This window comes from Ornithinimicrobium sp. F0845 (assembly GCF_023015765.1).
Taxonomy (GTDB): Bacteria; Actinomycetota; Actinomycetes; order Actinomycetales; family Dermatophilaceae; genus Ornithinicoccus.
Window position 1 is genome coordinate 21,063 of sequence record NZ_JALKAL010000001.1, and the last position, 15,085, is coordinate 36,147.

At 69.9% G+C, this 15,085-nt stretch carries 12 protein-coding genes, 1 pseudogene and 1 riboswitch; of the genes and pseudogenes, 6 read left to right on the plus strand and 7 right to left on the minus strand.

Translation table 11 applies throughout. The features are described from left to right. Window positions 1-69: 69 nt before the first annotated feature. From MWU75_RS00080 to MWU75_RS00090, 3 genes are all read right to left on the minus strand, one after another. Complete coding sequence (locus MWU75_RS00080) at window positions 70-396, minus strand: hypothetical protein (protein WP_247087243.1); 327 nt, start codon at window positions 394-396, stop codon at window positions 70-72. Window positions 397-487: 91 nt separating this feature from the next. Continuing rightward, the gene (locus tag MWU75_RS00085) at window positions 488-847 is read right to left on the minus strand and encodes a hypothetical protein (protein ID WP_247087245.1); all 360 of its coding nucleotides are present in this window, start codon (window positions 845-847) and stop codon (window positions 488-490) included. Further along, entirely contained in the window at window positions 844-1,842 is a 999-nt protein-coding gene (locus MWU75_RS00090) for a hypothetical protein (protein WP_247087247.1), read from the minus strand. The genes MWU75_RS00085 and MWU75_RS00090 overlap by 4 nt, the downstream gene beginning before the upstream one ends. 338 nt (window positions 1,843-2,180) lie before the next feature. Here MWU75_RS00090 and MWU75_RS00095 point away from each other — a divergent pair, with 338 nt between their 5' ends. From MWU75_RS00095 to MWU75_RS00110, 4 genes are all read left to right on the plus strand, one after another. Then, entirely contained in the window at window positions 2,181-2,852 is a 672-nt protein-coding gene (locus MWU75_RS00095) for a response regulator transcription factor (RefSeq protein ID WP_247087250.1), read from the plus strand. A 75-nt stretch (window positions 2,853-2,927) separates the two neighbouring features. Further along, window positions 2,928-3,000: riboswitch (cobalamin riboswitch) on the plus strand. A gap of 136 nt (window positions 3,001-3,136) precedes the next feature. Next, window positions 3,137-4,312 carry an energy-coupling factor transporter transmembrane component T gene (locus tag MWU75_RS00100; protein ID WP_247087252.1) on the plus strand — a complete coding sequence of 392 codons (1,176 nt, stop codon included), beginning with the start codon at window positions 3,137-3,139 and terminating at the stop codon, window positions 4,310-4,312. Next, window positions 4,309-5,952: an ABC transporter ATP-binding protein gene (locus MWU75_RS00105; RefSeq protein WP_247087254.1), complete on the plus strand. Its 1,644-nt coding sequence runs from the start codon at window positions 4,309-4,311 to the stop codon at window positions 5,950-5,952. The genes MWU75_RS00100 and MWU75_RS00105 overlap by 4 nt, the downstream gene beginning before the upstream one ends. After that, window positions 5,949-6,983 (plus strand): ECF transporter S component, encoded by a 1,035-nt coding sequence (locus tag MWU75_RS00110; protein ID WP_247087256.1) that lies wholly within the window; start codon window positions 5,949-5,951, stop codon window positions 6,981-6,983. Before MWU75_RS00105 ends, MWU75_RS00110 begins: the two co-directional genes overlap by 4 nt. A gap of 81 nt (window positions 6,984-7,064) precedes the next feature. On the opposite strand, the gene MWU75_RS00115 is transcribed toward MWU75_RS00110, so the two are convergent. The 4 genes and pseudogenes from MWU75_RS00115 to MWU75_RS00130 form a co-directional block, all read right to left on the minus strand. Continuing rightward, window positions 7,065-7,898, minus strand: a complete 834-nt coding sequence (locus tag MWU75_RS00115) for an ABC transporter substrate-binding protein (RefSeq protein ID WP_247087258.1) — start codon at window positions 7,896-7,898, stop codon at window positions 7,065-7,067. 329 nt (window positions 7,899-8,227) lie between these two features. Next, window positions 8,228-9,096 (minus strand): annotated as a pseudogene (locus tag MWU75_RS00120) (ABC transporter ATP-binding protein). Continuing rightward, a complete protein-coding gene (locus MWU75_RS00125; protein WP_247087260.1) occupies window positions 9,093-10,193 on the minus strand; it encodes an iron chelate uptake ABC transporter family permease subunit in 1,101 nt (366 codons plus the stop codon). Before MWU75_RS00125 ends, MWU75_RS00120 begins: the two are co-directional and overlap by 4 nt. Then, complete coding sequence (locus MWU75_RS00130) at window positions 10,190-11,140, minus strand: iron chelate uptake ABC transporter family permease subunit (protein ID WP_348647725.1); 951 nt, start codon at window positions 11,138-11,140, stop codon at window positions 10,190-10,192. Before MWU75_RS00130 ends, MWU75_RS00125 begins: the two co-directional genes overlap by 4 nt. 482 nt (window positions 11,141-11,622) lie before the next feature. Between MWU75_RS00130 and MWU75_RS00135 the strand changes: the two genes are divergently transcribed. Continuing rightward, complete coding sequence (locus MWU75_RS00135; protein WP_247088102.1) at window positions 11,623-12,513, plus strand: formylglycine-generating enzyme family protein; 891 nt, start codon at window positions 11,623-11,625, stop codon at window positions 12,511-12,513. A 120-nt stretch (window positions 12,514-12,633) separates the two neighbouring features. After that, on the plus strand, window positions 12,634-14,955 hold the full coding sequence (locus MWU75_RS00140) for an arylsulfatase (protein ID WP_247087262.1): 2,322 nt from the start codon (window positions 12,634-12,636) through the stop codon (window positions 14,953-14,955). The last annotated feature ends 130 nt before the right edge of the window (window positions 14,956-15,085 follow it).

Below are 15,085 nucleotides of genomic sequence, written 5' to 3' on the forward strand. Positions count from 1 at the left end.
CGAGGCGAGGCTTACTACTTCCCGCGAGCTCGGCATGCCAGGCGTCCACGCCCGGCCACTGACGGCGACTCACGTTGGTGGAGGCGTGTGAGCCTTCACGAGAGCCGCGATGCGCGCATGGGGCCAGCGCTGCCGGCGGGCCAGGTTGGCTCCCAGGCTGCTCGGCGGAACCAGGTGTGTGTGGAGCGCCTTCAGCGCGTCCCTGGTCGTGGCTCGCGCAGGCCAGGCATCAGGATGGAGATCGAGGCTGTGCGCGACTTCGAAGAGCTTCCACAGGTCCAGTGCGTCACCGAGTTTGCGCCGGGCCTCGAAGGCATAGGCCTTCAGGACGATCGCTGGAATCACGTCGGGCACATCGAGGTTTGTGGTGAGCGTCGATCCATCTGTCAGGCGCACGGACAGATCAAGGGACGCAGCCGGAGTGCTCAGCCGAGGCGCAACCCTGGGATTGCGTCGACGACGAGTGCTCCCCAGGCCACGTTGGTTCCTATCTGCCTCCAACGGTCGGCACAAGCACGTCGATCACGCGTGCCTCGTCGCCGGCACCCTTCACGAACCTGTTGCCCTCAGTCTGGACGTAATCCAACTCGCCGAGTCCTTGGACGAGCCCGTCACTCGTCACGATGTGGTGGTCCATCCCCACATCCGCGTCAGCCGTCTGTCTCGGCGGCACGTCACCCGGAGACCCGTGCGCGGCGTGCAACATCGAGACGGCAAGGCCACCGACCAGGCGATAGTCCAGTCCCAGCCCAAGTGCCACGCTGGCGATGTCCGCGGACGTGAGATAGCCAGCATCCTCAGCGAGGCTGCCAGACGCCAGGTGCAGAGCCAGTTCCTTGCCCGTCACACAGTGCTCCGGACCGCGTCGACAACCGCCGACTTCAGGCGCCTAGCGGACTCGTGCGAGTCGATGTCCCCCGACATCGTCAGATCCCAGAGGACCACGAGAGGATCGGCGAGTGGCGTCTCTTGCGGGCCTCGGCTGAGGCGCTTGATGATGGTCGCAGCGCTGCTCGACGGGGGGATCGCCTTGTCCTGGGTGACGACGACTTCAAGGGTCGCCTCGAGGGTCTGGCTGGGGACGAACTCGAGACGGCTGAGGTCTCGACCTGACCGTGTGTACACCAGGGCGCGCTGGGGGACGCTCCAGGGCGCCAGCATGTCGGCCGCAACAGCGCCCGATAGCCACGTGTCTGCGCCGAGGGCCTGGGCGGAGCTCCTCGCCTGGTCGACGATGCCATCCAGCCCGTACCAGTAGGTCGACATCCGCTTGCCCGGCCGGAACACGCCGAGCCAGTGGTCGATGAGATCCCCCGGCTCCGTGACCCGCCAGGTCACGGGCTTGCGTCCGATCGGAGTCAGCCACGGCTCCTCAGCTAGGTCGGACAGGATGCCGGACACTCGAGCCTGACTGATGCCGGTTGCTTTGGTCAGGCCGATCTGCGTCACGCTGCCTTGATAGAGCAGCTCTTGAAGGACGCGTCCGGTCGCAACTCCAGGGCGCCCAGCTCCATGTCGGGCCGTCGGTCGCGGGTTGTCGCTGCCCGCGTCTCGTAGGGTGAGCAGGCCGTCGTCGAATCGGATCTCGCCCCGGATCCCAGACTTCAGCGGGTGACGGCTGGCCCACGAGAAGCCGTGCCTCCGCAACCGGCTCACAGCATTATCGCTGAGCCTGTCCGCGGTGATGAGAAGGGTGCGCCCGTCCGGGGGGAATGTCGCTGCCAGCTGGTCCACGGTGGATGGCCGGAAGACGGTGTAGTGCTTGATCGCGGCACGCGTCGTCTGCACGGTGCCGTCTTGGGTGGTGGCCTGGATCTGTACGTCCGCAGTGCTGGTGTCCAACTGGAGCGTGGTCAAGGTGGCACCGGCCTCGTGCAGGGCATCCCAGAGCCATTGATCCGGCCGCGAGTCCGATATCAATATTTATCGCCCTTCACGAGAATTAGTGATAAGTCTGCCACAAGGCCGGTCGGAGTTGACAGCGCCGCACCGTTGGAGAGCGGCGCCTGAGGAGGGCACCTGGGAGCGTCATGCGCAGGTGTGGCGACGCTTCACCTGACCGCGTCGCCCGCGAGCCTCTTGCGAAAGGTAATGAATAAGTAAGAGGATGGTAAAGACTTGTTCAAGGATCGAGGGATGAATCCGCGACCCCCATCCCTGACAAGCAGTCAGGAGAACCCATGCGCCCGATCGCGGTGCTCCCTGCCACGGCAGGCCACGTGACCGCCCAGGCGGTGTTCGAGGTGCTCGAGCAGGAGCGCCTGGACTACGACGTCGTGCCCACGGAGGAGTTCCTCCGGAGCCTGTCGACGGACCGGCCGTCGATGGTGGTCGCGCTCGTGCGCGGGCTGGACGTGCCCACCATTGAGCTCGTCCGCGCGCTGCACGACGTCCGCGCCCCGGTCTTCCTGGTGGCCGAGGAGCTGGGCGAGTCCGACGAGGTGACGCTGCTCCACTCGGGGGTGTATGACGTGGCGCGGGCGAGCGTGTCCCCGCGCCTGATCGGCGCCAGGCTACAGGCGATGTACCACTACGTCCTCGAGGAGGAGCCGGCCCGCACGTCATACCAGTTCGGCAACGTCACCGTGCGTCCCGACCACCATCAGGTCCACGTCGACGACCGGGCTGTCCCGGTCACCCGCACGGAGTTCCGGCTGCTGATGCTCCTGGTGCAGCAGCCCGACCGCGCCATGACCAAGGACCAGCTCGCCGACGGGCTCAGCGACTCCCGGCGGCTGGCGCCGCGCGCGGTGGGGAACCATGTGAGCCGCCTGCGCAACAAGATCATTGCCGCCGGCGGCCCACGCCTCATCGAGTCGGTCCGCGGCATCGGCTACCGGCTGCTTCCCTGAGCCTCCGGCCCCGGGCCCACGGAAGCGCCGTGGCCCGCCCGCGGTGCTACCCTCGAAGCACTCCCACGACGCTGCAGGGGAAGCCGGTCAAACTCCGGCGCTGACCCGCAACCGTAGGCCACCGACCAGGTGGCGAGCCCGATCATCCCGCGGCCGAGTTGGACTCCACGACACCCGCCGAGGACTGCGGGCCGGAGTCCGGGCGCCGGCAGTTGCGGTGTCCGGCCGATCTGGTCCCGGTCAGAGACCAGGAGCCGCCCGATGCGTCACCGCAGGACGTCGGCGTGAGCGCGCCGGCCGCCTCGCCGCTGGCCGACCGGTGGTACGCCTACTTCCTGCCCCGGCCGCTGCACCCGGGCGCCTGGTGGGTCTGGGCGCTGGGTCTCGCCGTCGCCGCCAGCCGCACCACCAACCCGCTGATCCTCGGGCTCATCCTCGCCGTGGCCTGCATCGTCGTCGTCGCCCGCCGCGGTGACGCGCCGTGGGCAATGGCCTTCCGGCTCTACGTCTACGTCGGCATCTTCATCGTCGTGATGCGCGTGGCCTTCCGGATCGTCTTCGGCGGCGGCGCGGTCGGGCACGTGCTCTTCACCCTCCCCGAGGTCCCGCTGCCCGACTTCGTCACCGGCATCCGGCTGTTCGGCCCGGTCAGCGCCGAGTCTCTGCTCATCGGCTTCTACGACGGCCTGCGCCTGGCCACGATGATCATCTGCATCGGCGCCGCGAATGCGCTCGCCAACCCCAAGCGCCTCCTGAAGTCCGTCCCCAGTGCCCTGTATGACGTGGGGTCGGCCATCGTGGTCGCCCTCTCGGTCTTCCCTCAGCTGGCCGAGTCGGTGCTCCGGGTGCGGCGCGCCCGTCGCCTGCGCGGCGGCACCGGCAAGGGCCTCCGCGCGCTGCACGGGATCGCCGTCCCGGTCCTCGAGGACGCCCTGGACCGCTCGCTGCTGCTCGCCTCGGCGATGGACTCCCGCGGCTACGGGCGGGCCGCGCAGGTCACCCGCGGCGCCCGACTCTTCGCGGGGGCGTGCACCCTGCTGGGGCTGGTCGGCGTCTGCGTCGGCGTCTACGGGATGCTCGACGCCACCACGCCGCCCTACCTCGGGCTGCCGCTGCTCCTGGTGGGGCTGCTCGCCGCCATCGGCGGGTTCGTGCTCACCGGGCGGCAGGTCCGGCGCACCCGCTACCGCCCCGACCCGTGGCTGCTCGCCGAGACCGTCGTCGCCTGCTCCGGCCTGCTCGTCGGCGCGCTGATGTATCTCGCCGCCACCGTCGAGCCCGCCCTCCTCACCCCGTCGTTGAGCCCGCTGCAGTGGCCCCAGATCTCCCTGCCGCTCGTCGTGACGGTGCTCATCGGCGCGCTGCCCGCGGTCCTCGCCCCGCCCACGCCGCTCACCGTCGAGGAGATCCGCTCAGCCGGCTCCCGGCATACTCCCGCCGTCGTGGAGGTGGCCCGATGATCAGGTTCGAGGACGTCTCGGTGACCTACCGCGGCGCCGCGCGGCCCGCGCTGCGCGATGTCGACCTGGTGCTGCCCGAGGGGGAGCTGGTGCTCGTCGTCGGCCGCACCGGCGCCGGCAAGTCGACCCTGCTGCGCGCCATCAACGGGCTCGTGCCGCACTTCACCGGCGGCCACCTCGAGGGCCGCGTCACCGTCAACGGCCTGGACACCCGCGACCACCCGCCCCGCGACCTCGCGCACGTCGTCGGCATGGTCGGACAGGACCCGCTCGCCGGTTTCGTGACCGACACGGTGGAGGAGGAGCTGGCCTACGGCATGGAGCAGCTGGCCGTCCCGCCGCAGGTCATGCGCAAGCGCGTGGAGGAGACCCTCGACCTGCTGGGCATCGCCGAGCTGCGCTCGCGCCCGCTGCGGACCCTGTCCGGCGGCCAGCAGCAGCGCGTCGCGATCGGGTCGGTGCTGACCATGGGCCCGCGCGTGCTCGTGCTCGACGAGCCCACCTCGGCTCTTGACCCGACCGCCGCCGAGGACGCCCTGGCCGCGATCACCCGCCTGGTGCACGATCTGGGGGTCACCGTGGTCGTCGCCGAGCACCGCATGGAGCGGGTCGTGCAGTATGCCGATCGCCTCGTCCTCCTCCCCGGTGACGGCATCGTGGTGTCGGGTGATCCGGCGACGGTGCTCGCTCACTCGCCGGTCGCGCCGCCCGTGGTCGAGCTGGGCCGCGAGGCCGGGTGGTCGCCGCTGCCGCTGTCGGTCCGCGACGCGCGCCGCCGCGCCACTGCCCTGCGCGCCGAGCTGGTGGTGGCCGCGGGTGGGGGACGTGACACTGGTGCACCAGGTGCACCAGTGTCACGTCCCCCCGCAACGGCCCTGACCGCCAGCAAGGTCGTCGTGCGCTACGGGGACGTGGTGGCCGTCCGCGGCGTCGACCTGACCCTGCAGCACGGCTCGGTCACCGCCCTCATGGGCCGCAACGGCTCGGGCAAGTCCTCGCTGCTGTGGGCGCTGCAGGGCGCCGGGGCGCGCCAGTCCGGCTCGGTCACCGTGCAGGGCAAGGACCCGGGCAAGCTCCCCGCGCGCGCGGCCCGCGCCCTCGTCGGCCTGGTGCCGCAGTCGGCCTCGGACCTGCTCTACCTGGAGACGGTCGACGCCGAGTGTGCCGCCGCCGACCTGGAGTCCGGCAGCCCGACGGGTGCGTGCCGCGCGCTGCTGGACCGGATCGCACCCGGCATCGACGGGGACCGGCACCCGCGCGACCTGTCCGAGGGGCAGCGGCTGTCCCTCGTGCTCGCGGTCCAGCTGATCGCAGCGCCCGAGGTACTCATGCTGGACGAGCCGACCCGGGGCCTGGACTACCGCGCCAAGGAGGAGCTGGCGCGGATCGTTGCCGAGCTCGCCGAGGCCGGCAAGGCCGTGGTCATCGCCACCCACGACGTCGAGTTCGTCGCCGGCGCGGCCGGCCGGGTCGCCGTGATGGCCGAGGGTGAGATCGTCGCCGACGGCGACGCCGCCGCGGTGATCGGCGCCTCCCCGATGTTCGCGCCCCAGGTGGCCAAGGTCCTCGGTGCCCCGTGGCTCACCGTCGCCCAGGTGCGGGCGGCGCGTGACGGCATACTGCAGGAGAGCCGGCCGTGAGCGTCCTGGCCCTCAGGGGCCGCGCCCAGCGCTACCACCCGCCGCGCAGCGAGGCCATCCGCCTCAGACGCCGGTCCGGCCTGGCCATCACCCTGGTGTCGCTGGCGGGGCTGGCGATGTTCGTCTGGCCGCTGTGGATCCCCGCCAGCCCCTCGGTCGTGCAGCACACCACCGACGCGCCGTTCCTCTTCATGGCCGTGCTGCCCTGCCTGATCCTGGTCGTCCTCGCCGAGGCCAGCGAGGGTGGCATGGACGCCAAGGCCCTGGCGATCCTCGGCGTCCTCTCCGCGGTCAACGCAGCGCTGCGACCGCTCGGGGCCGGCGTCGGCGGTCTCGAGCTCGTCTTCTTCGTGCTGGTGCTGGCCGGTCGGGTGTTCGGGCCCGGCTTCGGCTTCGTCCTGGGCTGCACCTCGATGTTCGCCTCCGCGCTGCTCACCGCCGGGGTCGGGCCGTGGCTGCCGTTCCAGATGCTGTGCGCGGCGTGGATCGGGCTGGGCGCCGGGCTGCTCCCGCGGCGGGTCACCGGCAGGGCCGAGATCGCGATGCTCGCGGCGTATGGCGTGCTCGTCGCCTATCTCTTCGGCGCCCTGATGAACATGTGGTTCTGGCCGTTCGTCACCGGCGTCTCGGTCCCCGGCGCGGAGGGCTCCCTGGCCTATGTGGCCGGTGCCCCCGTGCTGGAGAACCTGCACCGCTTCCTGGTGTTCACCCTGTTCACCTCGACGCTCGGCTGGGACACCCTGCGGGCCGTCACCAACGCGCTGCTCATCGTGATCCTTGGCCCGGCCCTCCTGGCGACGCTGCGCCGGGCGAGCAGACGGGCGTCGTTCGGGGTGCGCGGGACCTTTGGGAGCCGTGCTGTGCGGGGACGTGACACTGGTGCGCCACACGCACCGGCCGAAACTCTGGAGCGCCAGGTGCACCAGTGTCACGTCCCCCCGCAGGGGCGGGTGGGCAGGCCGGTGTCAGCGGGGGACGGGGTCGAAAGCCCGGCGTCCGCCGCGGACGAGCCACTCGGCTCGGCGACCTAGCAAAGTCCGTCGGCGGCTCCGTGCGGCCGCGGACGACCTCTACTCTCGCCTCGCACCACTCGAGCCCGCCCGTGCCCCGCGTCACCCGACCTTGGCGACCGCCGCGGCCAGCTGCGGCTCGATGCCCTCAACAGCGAGTGCGATGGACTCCGGAGTCCCGGCCGCCAGGGCAACGTTGATCTCGTCGGTCTCCTCAAGGATGATCGCGCGGCCGTCCGAGGTCACGTCCAGGGAGTTGAGTGTCGCATCGCCCGTCAGCTCCTCCAGCGGCATGCCGATCGTGGTCAGCACCGCGACGTCGGCTTCGAAGGCTGTGACCTGCTCGGCCGCGACGGCGGCGAAGAAGCCACCCGGAGTGGCGAGCTCGGCCAGGGCCGGGTTCTGCACGAGGCCCAGCTCACCGAAGACGTCGAAGCGGGCGTCCCCGGCCACGTAGCCTCCGTAGGCGTCGCCGAACTTCACGCCGTACACGAAGGTCGTCCCCTCGAAGTCGGGGTTGGCCTCAGCGGTCTCGCTGAGGACCTGATCGGTCTCGGCGATGGCCGCTGCGGCCTCCTCGTCCTTGCCGATCGCCTGGCCGATGATCTCGGTCTGGGTGCGCCAGTCGACCGCGAAGTCGGGGGCGTCCTCCGGGGCCGTGGCGACCGGGGCGATCTGCGAGAGCCGGTCGAAGACCTTGTCGTCGCTGGCGGCCCGCACGTTGAGGATCAGGTCGGGTTCAAGCAGCTCGATCTGCTCGTAGTTGTAACCCGTCCCCGTGTTCTGGATGACCGTGACCTCGGTGTCCCCCACCGAGTCCGTCGCCCACGGGCCCACCCCGTGGTTCTCCTCACCGTGCCCCTGCCAGTCGTAGATCCCCACCGGCGTCAGGCCCAGCGACGCCGCGATCTCCCCGTCGGACCAGCCGAGGGCCACGACCTTGAAGGTGTCGCCGGCCTGGGTGACGTCCGTGGTGGGGCCGCGGTCGACCGTGCCGATGACGCCGGACCCGGCGTCGCCCCCGTCGGCGGTGGTGCCACCGTCGGCGCTGGTGCCCTCGTCAGCGGGGTTCGGCTCGTCCCCGTCGGACGAACCGCACCCGGTGAGGGGCGAGGCCGACGGTCAGGGCGATGGCGGTGATCAGGTGGCGCTGGGTTCGCATGGCGGCTTCCTTCGGAGTATGTCGGTGGGCTGGTGTGTCAGCGGGCTGGTTTCGGTGAGCAGGCGGTGGGCGGGGATGCACTTCAGCGGGTAGGGGTGTGGTCTCAGGTCGAGGCGCGTGCGGTGGCGGTGTCGCCGGGCCGGTCGACGCCCACGACCGCGTCCCGGGAGAGCGGGATGACCAGCGGGGTCCCGGACTCCGGGTCGTCCACGACACGGGTGCGCACCCCGAAGACCGCGCGGACCGTCTCCTCGGTCACCACCTCGCGCGGCGTGCCCTCGGCGACGATGGACCCGTTGCGCATGGCGATCAGGTGGGTGGCGTAGCGCGCGGCCTGGTTGAGGTCGTGCAGGACGGCGACGAGGGTCCGGCCCTCCCGGTTGAGTCGCGAGCACAGGTCGAGCACCTCGAGCTGGTGCGCCAGGTCGAGGTAGGTCGTGGGCTCGTCGAGCAGCAGGATCGGCGTCTCCTGGGCCAGGGCTGTGGCGATCCACACCCGCTGCCGCTGGCCTCCGGACAGTTCGTCCACGGGCCGGGTGGACAGCTCGACGAGCTGAGTCGCTTCGAGCGCCCGGCGGACCGCGGCCTCGTCCTTGTCGGTCCACTGGGTGAACAACCGCTGGTAGGGGAAGCGGCCCCGGGAGACCAGGTCCACGACCGTGATCCCCTCCGGGGCCAGGGACTGCTGGGGGAGGAGCCCCAGCTCGCGGGCGAACTCCTTGCCCCGGTAGGACTGCACGTCCTTGCCGTCCAGCAGCACGCTGCCGGCCGTCGGCTTGAGCAGGCGCGAGAGGCTGCGCAGCAGGGTCGACTTGCCGCAGGCGTTGGGGCCGACGATCACGGTGAAGGACCCGTCGGGATGGCCACGTCCAGGCCGGAGATCACCCTGCGCGCGTCGTAGCCGACGTCGAGGGACTCTCCGTGCAGCCGTGAGGTGTGCGAACGAGGGGGTGGTGCGTCTGTCGCCGTCACGCGGCCACCTTTCGGGACTGGGCGATGAGCAGACCGAGCAGATAGACGCCACCGAGCGCGGTGGTCACGACGCCGACCGGCAGCTGCACCGGCGCGAGCATCGTGCGGGCGAGGGCGTCGCTGACCACCAGGAGGGTGGCGCCCACCGCGGCCGTGGTGATGAGGGGGATGCCGGGGCTGCGGGTGATCCGCATGGCCACCTGCGGCGCGACGAGGGCGATGAACGCGATCGGCCCGGCCACCGCCGTCGTCACGGCGACCAGCCCGACGCCCACGAGCAGCAGCAGGAACTGGGCCCGCCCGGTGTGCACGCCCCTGCTCTGCGCGGAGTCCTCGCCGAGCTCGAACATCCGCATGCTCGGGGTCAGCAGGGCCAGCGCAGGCAGGAGGACCACCAGGGAGAGGGCGACGGGGACGACATCGGCGAAGCGCAGCTCCCCGAAGATGCCCTGACCCCACGCCGCGGCAGTGGCCGCGTTCTCCACCCGTGCCCGCACCAGGAGGAAGCCGTTGAACGCGATGAGCATCGCGCTGATGCCGATGCCCACGACGATCAGCCGGGTGCCGTTGATCCCGTCCTTCAAGGCCAGGAGGTAGACCGCGATCCCGGTGGCCAGTCCGCCGATGAGCGCGCCGAAGGTGGCGCCTCCGTAGCCGAGGCCAAGGACCAGCATCGCGACGAGCGCGCCGGTGTTGGCGCCGCTGGTGAAGCCGATGATGTCCGGGCTGCCCAGCGGGTTGCGCGTCAGGGTCTGGAAGATCGCGCCGCTGAGCCCGAGCGAGGCGCCGCCGAGGACGGCGACGAGGACCCGCGGCAGCCGTCCCTCCACGACGATGCGCTGGATGGCCTCGGACTCGGTCCCGGCGAAGGCGCCGGCCACCCGGTCCAGCGGGAGGTTCGCGCCCTCGACGGAGCCGACACCCAGGGACCATACGGAGACGGCGACCGTCACAAGGGCCAGCAGCCCGGTGATGACCAGGGTGCGCAGGTCGACCTTCAGCCGGGCGCGGCCACCGCCCAGGGCGACGAACCGGGTCCGCCGCGGCCAGATCGGGCGCTCGACGAGGGTGTCTGGGGCGGCGGTCTCGCTGCTCACAGCTCCTTCACCCCGCGCGTGCGGACCAGCTGGATGAGGACCGGAGCGCCGATGAAGGCGGTGATCATGCCGACCGGCAGCTCGGTCTCCAGCGCGACCCGCCCCACGATGTCGGCACCGAGGAAGAGGATCGGCGCAGCCAGTGCCGATGCCGGGAGGATCCAGCGCTGGTCGGGGCCGACCACGGAGCGGACCGCGTGTGGGATCATCAGGCCCAGGAAGGAGATCGGCCCTATCGCGGCGGTCCCCGCTCCGCAGAGCAGGGTGAGTGCCACGAAGCCGGCGGTGCGCACCGTGGTCACCGGGACACCGAGGGCGCGGGCCCGGTCGTCACCCAGGGCGAGGGCGTTGAGATAGCCGGTGAGCGCGAAGGCGATGAGCAGGCCCACCACGATGTAGGGCGCCGTGGTCAGGAAGAGCTCCATCCCGTGGTCCTTCTGGAGCGACCCGACCGCCCAGCCACGGATCTTGTCGAACGTCTTGGGGTCGATCATCGTGATGCCGAAGGCCACCCCGGTGAACACGCAGCTCACGGCGACGCCGGTGAGCACCCCTTTCGCCGGACCGGCACCGCCCCGCCCGCGGGACCCCACGGCATACACGAGGAGTCCGGCCAGGAACGCCCCGCCCATCGCAAAGACCACGTTGCCGAAGGTCGTGGTGGCACCGAAGGTGGCGAAGCCCACGACCATGGCAAAGTAGGCGCCGGCGTTGACGCCCAGGATCCCGGGGTCGGCGAGCGGGTTGCGGGTGAGCGCCTGCATCAGCGCACCGGCGACCCCCATCGCCGCCCCGACGCTCAGCCCGAGATAGGTCCGGGGCAGCCGGGTGCTGCGGATGATCTGGCTGTTGGTCGACCCGTCGTCGTGCCAGAGCGCGGCCCACGTGTCAGAGAGCGGGATGTCCCCGCTGCCGACGAAGACCGAGAGCAGTGCGATGCCGGCCAGGACCGCGCCATCACCAGGAGCGCGACCGACCGCTGGGCGGTGCGGGACCGCTCGGCGGTGGTGCGTCCAGCGACGACAGCGACCACGGGTAACCTTTCTTGCCGCGCCGGGTGCGCAGCCAAGTTAGGTTACCTAACCAGACCAACCCATTCTTGGGGTAGTTTTGTACGCCTCCCACGTCTTCGTGGGGAAGTTTTGTACGCCTCACGCCCCGTGGATTGTGCGCTCGTGCTGGGGAACCTGCACCGCTTCCTGGTGTTCACCCTGTTCACCTCGACCCCCTCGGCTGGGACATCCTGCGGGCCGACACCGACGCCATCCTGCTCCTCGCCCCCGCGCTCCTGGCGACACTGCGCCGGGCGAGCCGGCGGGCGTTGTTCGGGGTGCGCGCGACGTTCGGCGGACGGTCCGGACGGCGGGGCGTTCGGACCCAAAGGCGTAGCCCACGCCGCGTCACCTACCGTGGCCTCATGGCCGACGACATGGTGCACATCCAGGGCGGGACCCTGCTCATGGGGTCCGATGAGTTCTACCCCGACGAGCGACCCGTCCATGAGCGCACCGTGGCGTCCTTCGAGATCGACCGCTACGAGGTCACCAACGAGGACTACGCACGCTTCGTCGAGGACACGGGATACTTGACTGTCGCCGAGCGGGAGCTGGACCCGGCCGACTTCCCGGGAGCTGACCCGGCGGACCTGGTGCCCGGGGCGATGGTGTTCACGCCCACGCAGGGTCCGGTCGACCTGCGGAACTGGCGCCTGTGGTGGCGCTGGCAACCAGGCGCGTCCTGGTCGCACCCTGCCGGCCCCGCCTCCTCGATCGAGGACCGTCTGCTGCACCCGGTCGTGCACGTCGCCTTCGAGGACGTCATGGCCTATGCCGAATGGGCCGGGAAGCGGCTGCCCACCGAGGAGGAGCACGAGTTTGCCGCGCGCGGGGGCCTCGTCGGTGCACGGTTCGCGTGGGGGCAGGAGATCTATCCCACAGGGAAGGCCGCGGCCAACACCTGGCTCGGGCGCTTCCCCTACGACAACCAGGGCGTCGGCGACGCAGCACCGGTCGGCTCCTACGAGCCCAACGGCTACGGGCTCTATGACATGACCGGCAATGTGTGGGAGTGGACCAGCGACTACTACACGCCCCGGCACCTGCGGCCAGGTGACACACCGGTGGACACTGGCGAGCGGGCCAGCCTGCTGGCTGCAGCCAGTGCCGAGCAAGGTTTCCCGATACCGCGGCGCGTCCTGAAGGGCGGCTCGCACCTGTGCTCCCCGGACTATTGCCTGCGCTTCCGACCGGCCGCGCGCTCGCCCCAGGCCGAGGACACCGGTATGTCGCACATCGGCTTTCGCTGCGCCCGCGACGCCTGAGCTCGACTCTCACCCGTACCGGGTGAATTGGCGGGTAGACTAACTCGGCGAATAGCCATAGGCCTGACGCGGCGATAGCTTCGTGAGGACGCTGTCGGTGACACACGGGAGGCCCGCACCATGAGCAAGGAATTCGCCGGGAAGATCGCGCTGGACGTCCGCGACTCGGTGCCCGACTGGGGGCCGTACGAGCTGCCTCGCGCACCAGAGGGGGCGCCGAACGTGTTGGTCGTCCTCTTCGACGACACCGGGATGGCCGCGTGGTCACCCTACGGCGGGCGGATCAACATGCCCACGCTCGACCGGCTGGCTGAGAACGGCCTGACCTATACCCAGTGGCACACCACCGCGTTGTGCTCGCCCACGCGATCGTGCCTGCTGACCGGTCGCGACCACACCACCAACCGCATCGCCTCGATCATGGAGACGACGAGCGGATTCCCTGGCAACTCCGGCCGGATCCCGGACGAGTGCGCGAGCATGGGCCACATCCTGCAGGACAACGGCTACAGCACCTACTGGATCGGTAAGGACCACAACGTCCCCGAGGAGGACATCGCGGCGGGCGGGAGCCGGTCGCGGTGGCCACTCCAGATGGGCTTCGACCGCTTCTACGGGTTCCTGGGCGGCGAGACGAACAACTGGTATCCAGACCTGGTCGAGGACAACCACTTCATCGAGCAGCCCTACGCGCCCCAGGACGGCTACCACCTGTCCAAGGATCTGGCCGACCAGGCGATCAAGATGTTGCGGGACCAGCAGGCCACCAACCCCTCCAAGCCGTGGTACATGTGGTTCTGCCCAGGCGCCAACCACGCCCCCCACCACAGCCCCAGGGAGTATGCCGAGAAGTACCGTGGCGTCTTTGACGACGGGTACGACGCCTACCGGGGGTGGGTCCTGGAGCGGATGATCGCCAAGGGCATCCTGCCGGAGGGCACCGAGCTGACGCCGTTCAATCCGATCCCGGGGGATCAGCAGAACCCGATTGACCACGTGAAGCCGTGGGAGGAGCTGAACGACGACGAAAAGCGGCTGTTCTCACGCATGGCTGAGGTCTTCGCGGGCTTCTCCGAGTACACGGATGCCCAGATCGGGCGCGTCATCGACTACCTCGAGGAGACGGGGCAGCTTGAGAACACCGTCGTGTTCTACTGCGCCGACAACGGTGCCTCCGGCGAGGGCACGGAGAGTGGCTCGGTCAACGAGAACAAGTACTTCAACAACTATCCGGACGATCTCGCCGAGAACATGACGATGCTCGACAAGCTCGGCACGCCCGACACCTACAACCACTATCCGACCGGGTGGGCCGCCGCCTTCAGCACGCCATACCAGATGTTCAAGCGCTATGCGCAGTATGCCGGCGGCACCTGCGACCCGTTGGTGATCCACTGGCCCAAGGGCATCCGTGCGCGGGGCGAGGTCCGGCACCAGTATCACCACGTGACCGACATCGTGCCGACCATCCTCGACATCATCGGCCTGGAGATGCCCGGTGTGTACCGTGGCGTGGAGCAGGTGCCGCTGCCCGGTGTGTCGATGCGCTACACCTTCGACGAGGCCGACGCACCGACGCAGAAGAAGCGGCAGTACTACACGATCGGTGGCACCCGTGGCATCTGGCAGGACGGGTGGAAGGCCGCCGCCACCCACGCTCCGCTGAATGGCAAGGGCAACTTCGACCAGGACGCCTGGGAGCTGTATCACGTCGATGAGGACCGCTCGGAGTCTCGAGACCTCGCCGCCGAGCACCCCGACAAGGTAAAGGAGTTGGTGGACGCCTGGTTCGAGGAGGCGCACAAGCACCACGGCCTTCCAATGGACGATCGGTCGGTCATGGAGATGTTGACCACGCCGCGACCGCAGGCCGAGCCCGCCCGCGACCGCTACATCTACTATCCGGACAGCAGCCCCGTGCCCGAGGGCGTCGCGGTCAACATCCGGGGCCGGTCCTTCAAGATCGTCGCCGACGTTGAGCTCGAAGAGGGCGCCGAGGGCGTGCTCTTCGCACACGGGTCACGCTTTGGCGGGCACACGCTCTTCATTCAGGACAACAAGCTGCACTATGTCTACAACTTCCTCGGCATCCCGCCGGAGCAGAAGCTCGTCTCAGGAGAGTTGACACCCGGGAAGCACGTGCTCGGGATGGAGTTCATCCGCGAGGGGGCCGGCGAGCACAAGGAGTCGGTCGGGACCTGCAAGCTCTATGTCGATGACGAGCAGGTCGACGAGGGGCCGATGCGCGCCCAGGTCGGGAAATTCACCCTGTGCGGCGACGGGCTGTGTGTCGGCTTCGACAGCGCGGACACGGTGAGCCGCCAATACACCAACCCCTTCCCCTTCACCGGCGGAACGCTGCTCGGCGTTGCTGTTGATGTGAGTCAGGAGCAGTATCTCGACCTGGAGATGGAGGCGCAGGCCGCCCTGGCTCGCGAGTAGTCCACCAGCCTCGGCGTCGTTCGGGGCACGCGGGACGTGTGGACGACGGCCTGTCAAGGGCTTCCCGTCAGTCGCGCGAGGTTCCGTCGACGGCCTGACGTGAGGAGCGCGGCGGCATCCTGGCACCGGC

Excerpts from the sequence above, each read along its gene's own strand:
- MWU75_RS00105 (WP_247087254.1), top strand. The coding sequence starts at position 4,309 with ATGATCAGGTTCGAGGACGTCTCGGTGACCTACCGCGGCGCCGCGCGG.
- MWU75_RS00140 (WP_247087262.1), top strand. The coding sequence starts at position 12,634 with ATGAGCAAGGAATTCGCCGGGAAGATCGCGCTGGACGTCCGCGACTCG.
- MWU75_RS00095 (WP_247087250.1), top strand. The coding sequence starts at position 2,181 with ATGCGCCCGATCGCGGTGCTCCCTGCCACGGCAGGCCACGTGACCGCC.
- MWU75_RS00135 (WP_247088102.1), top strand. The coding sequence starts at position 11,623 with ATGGTGCACATCCAGGGCGGGACCCTGCTCATGGGGTCCGATGAGTTC.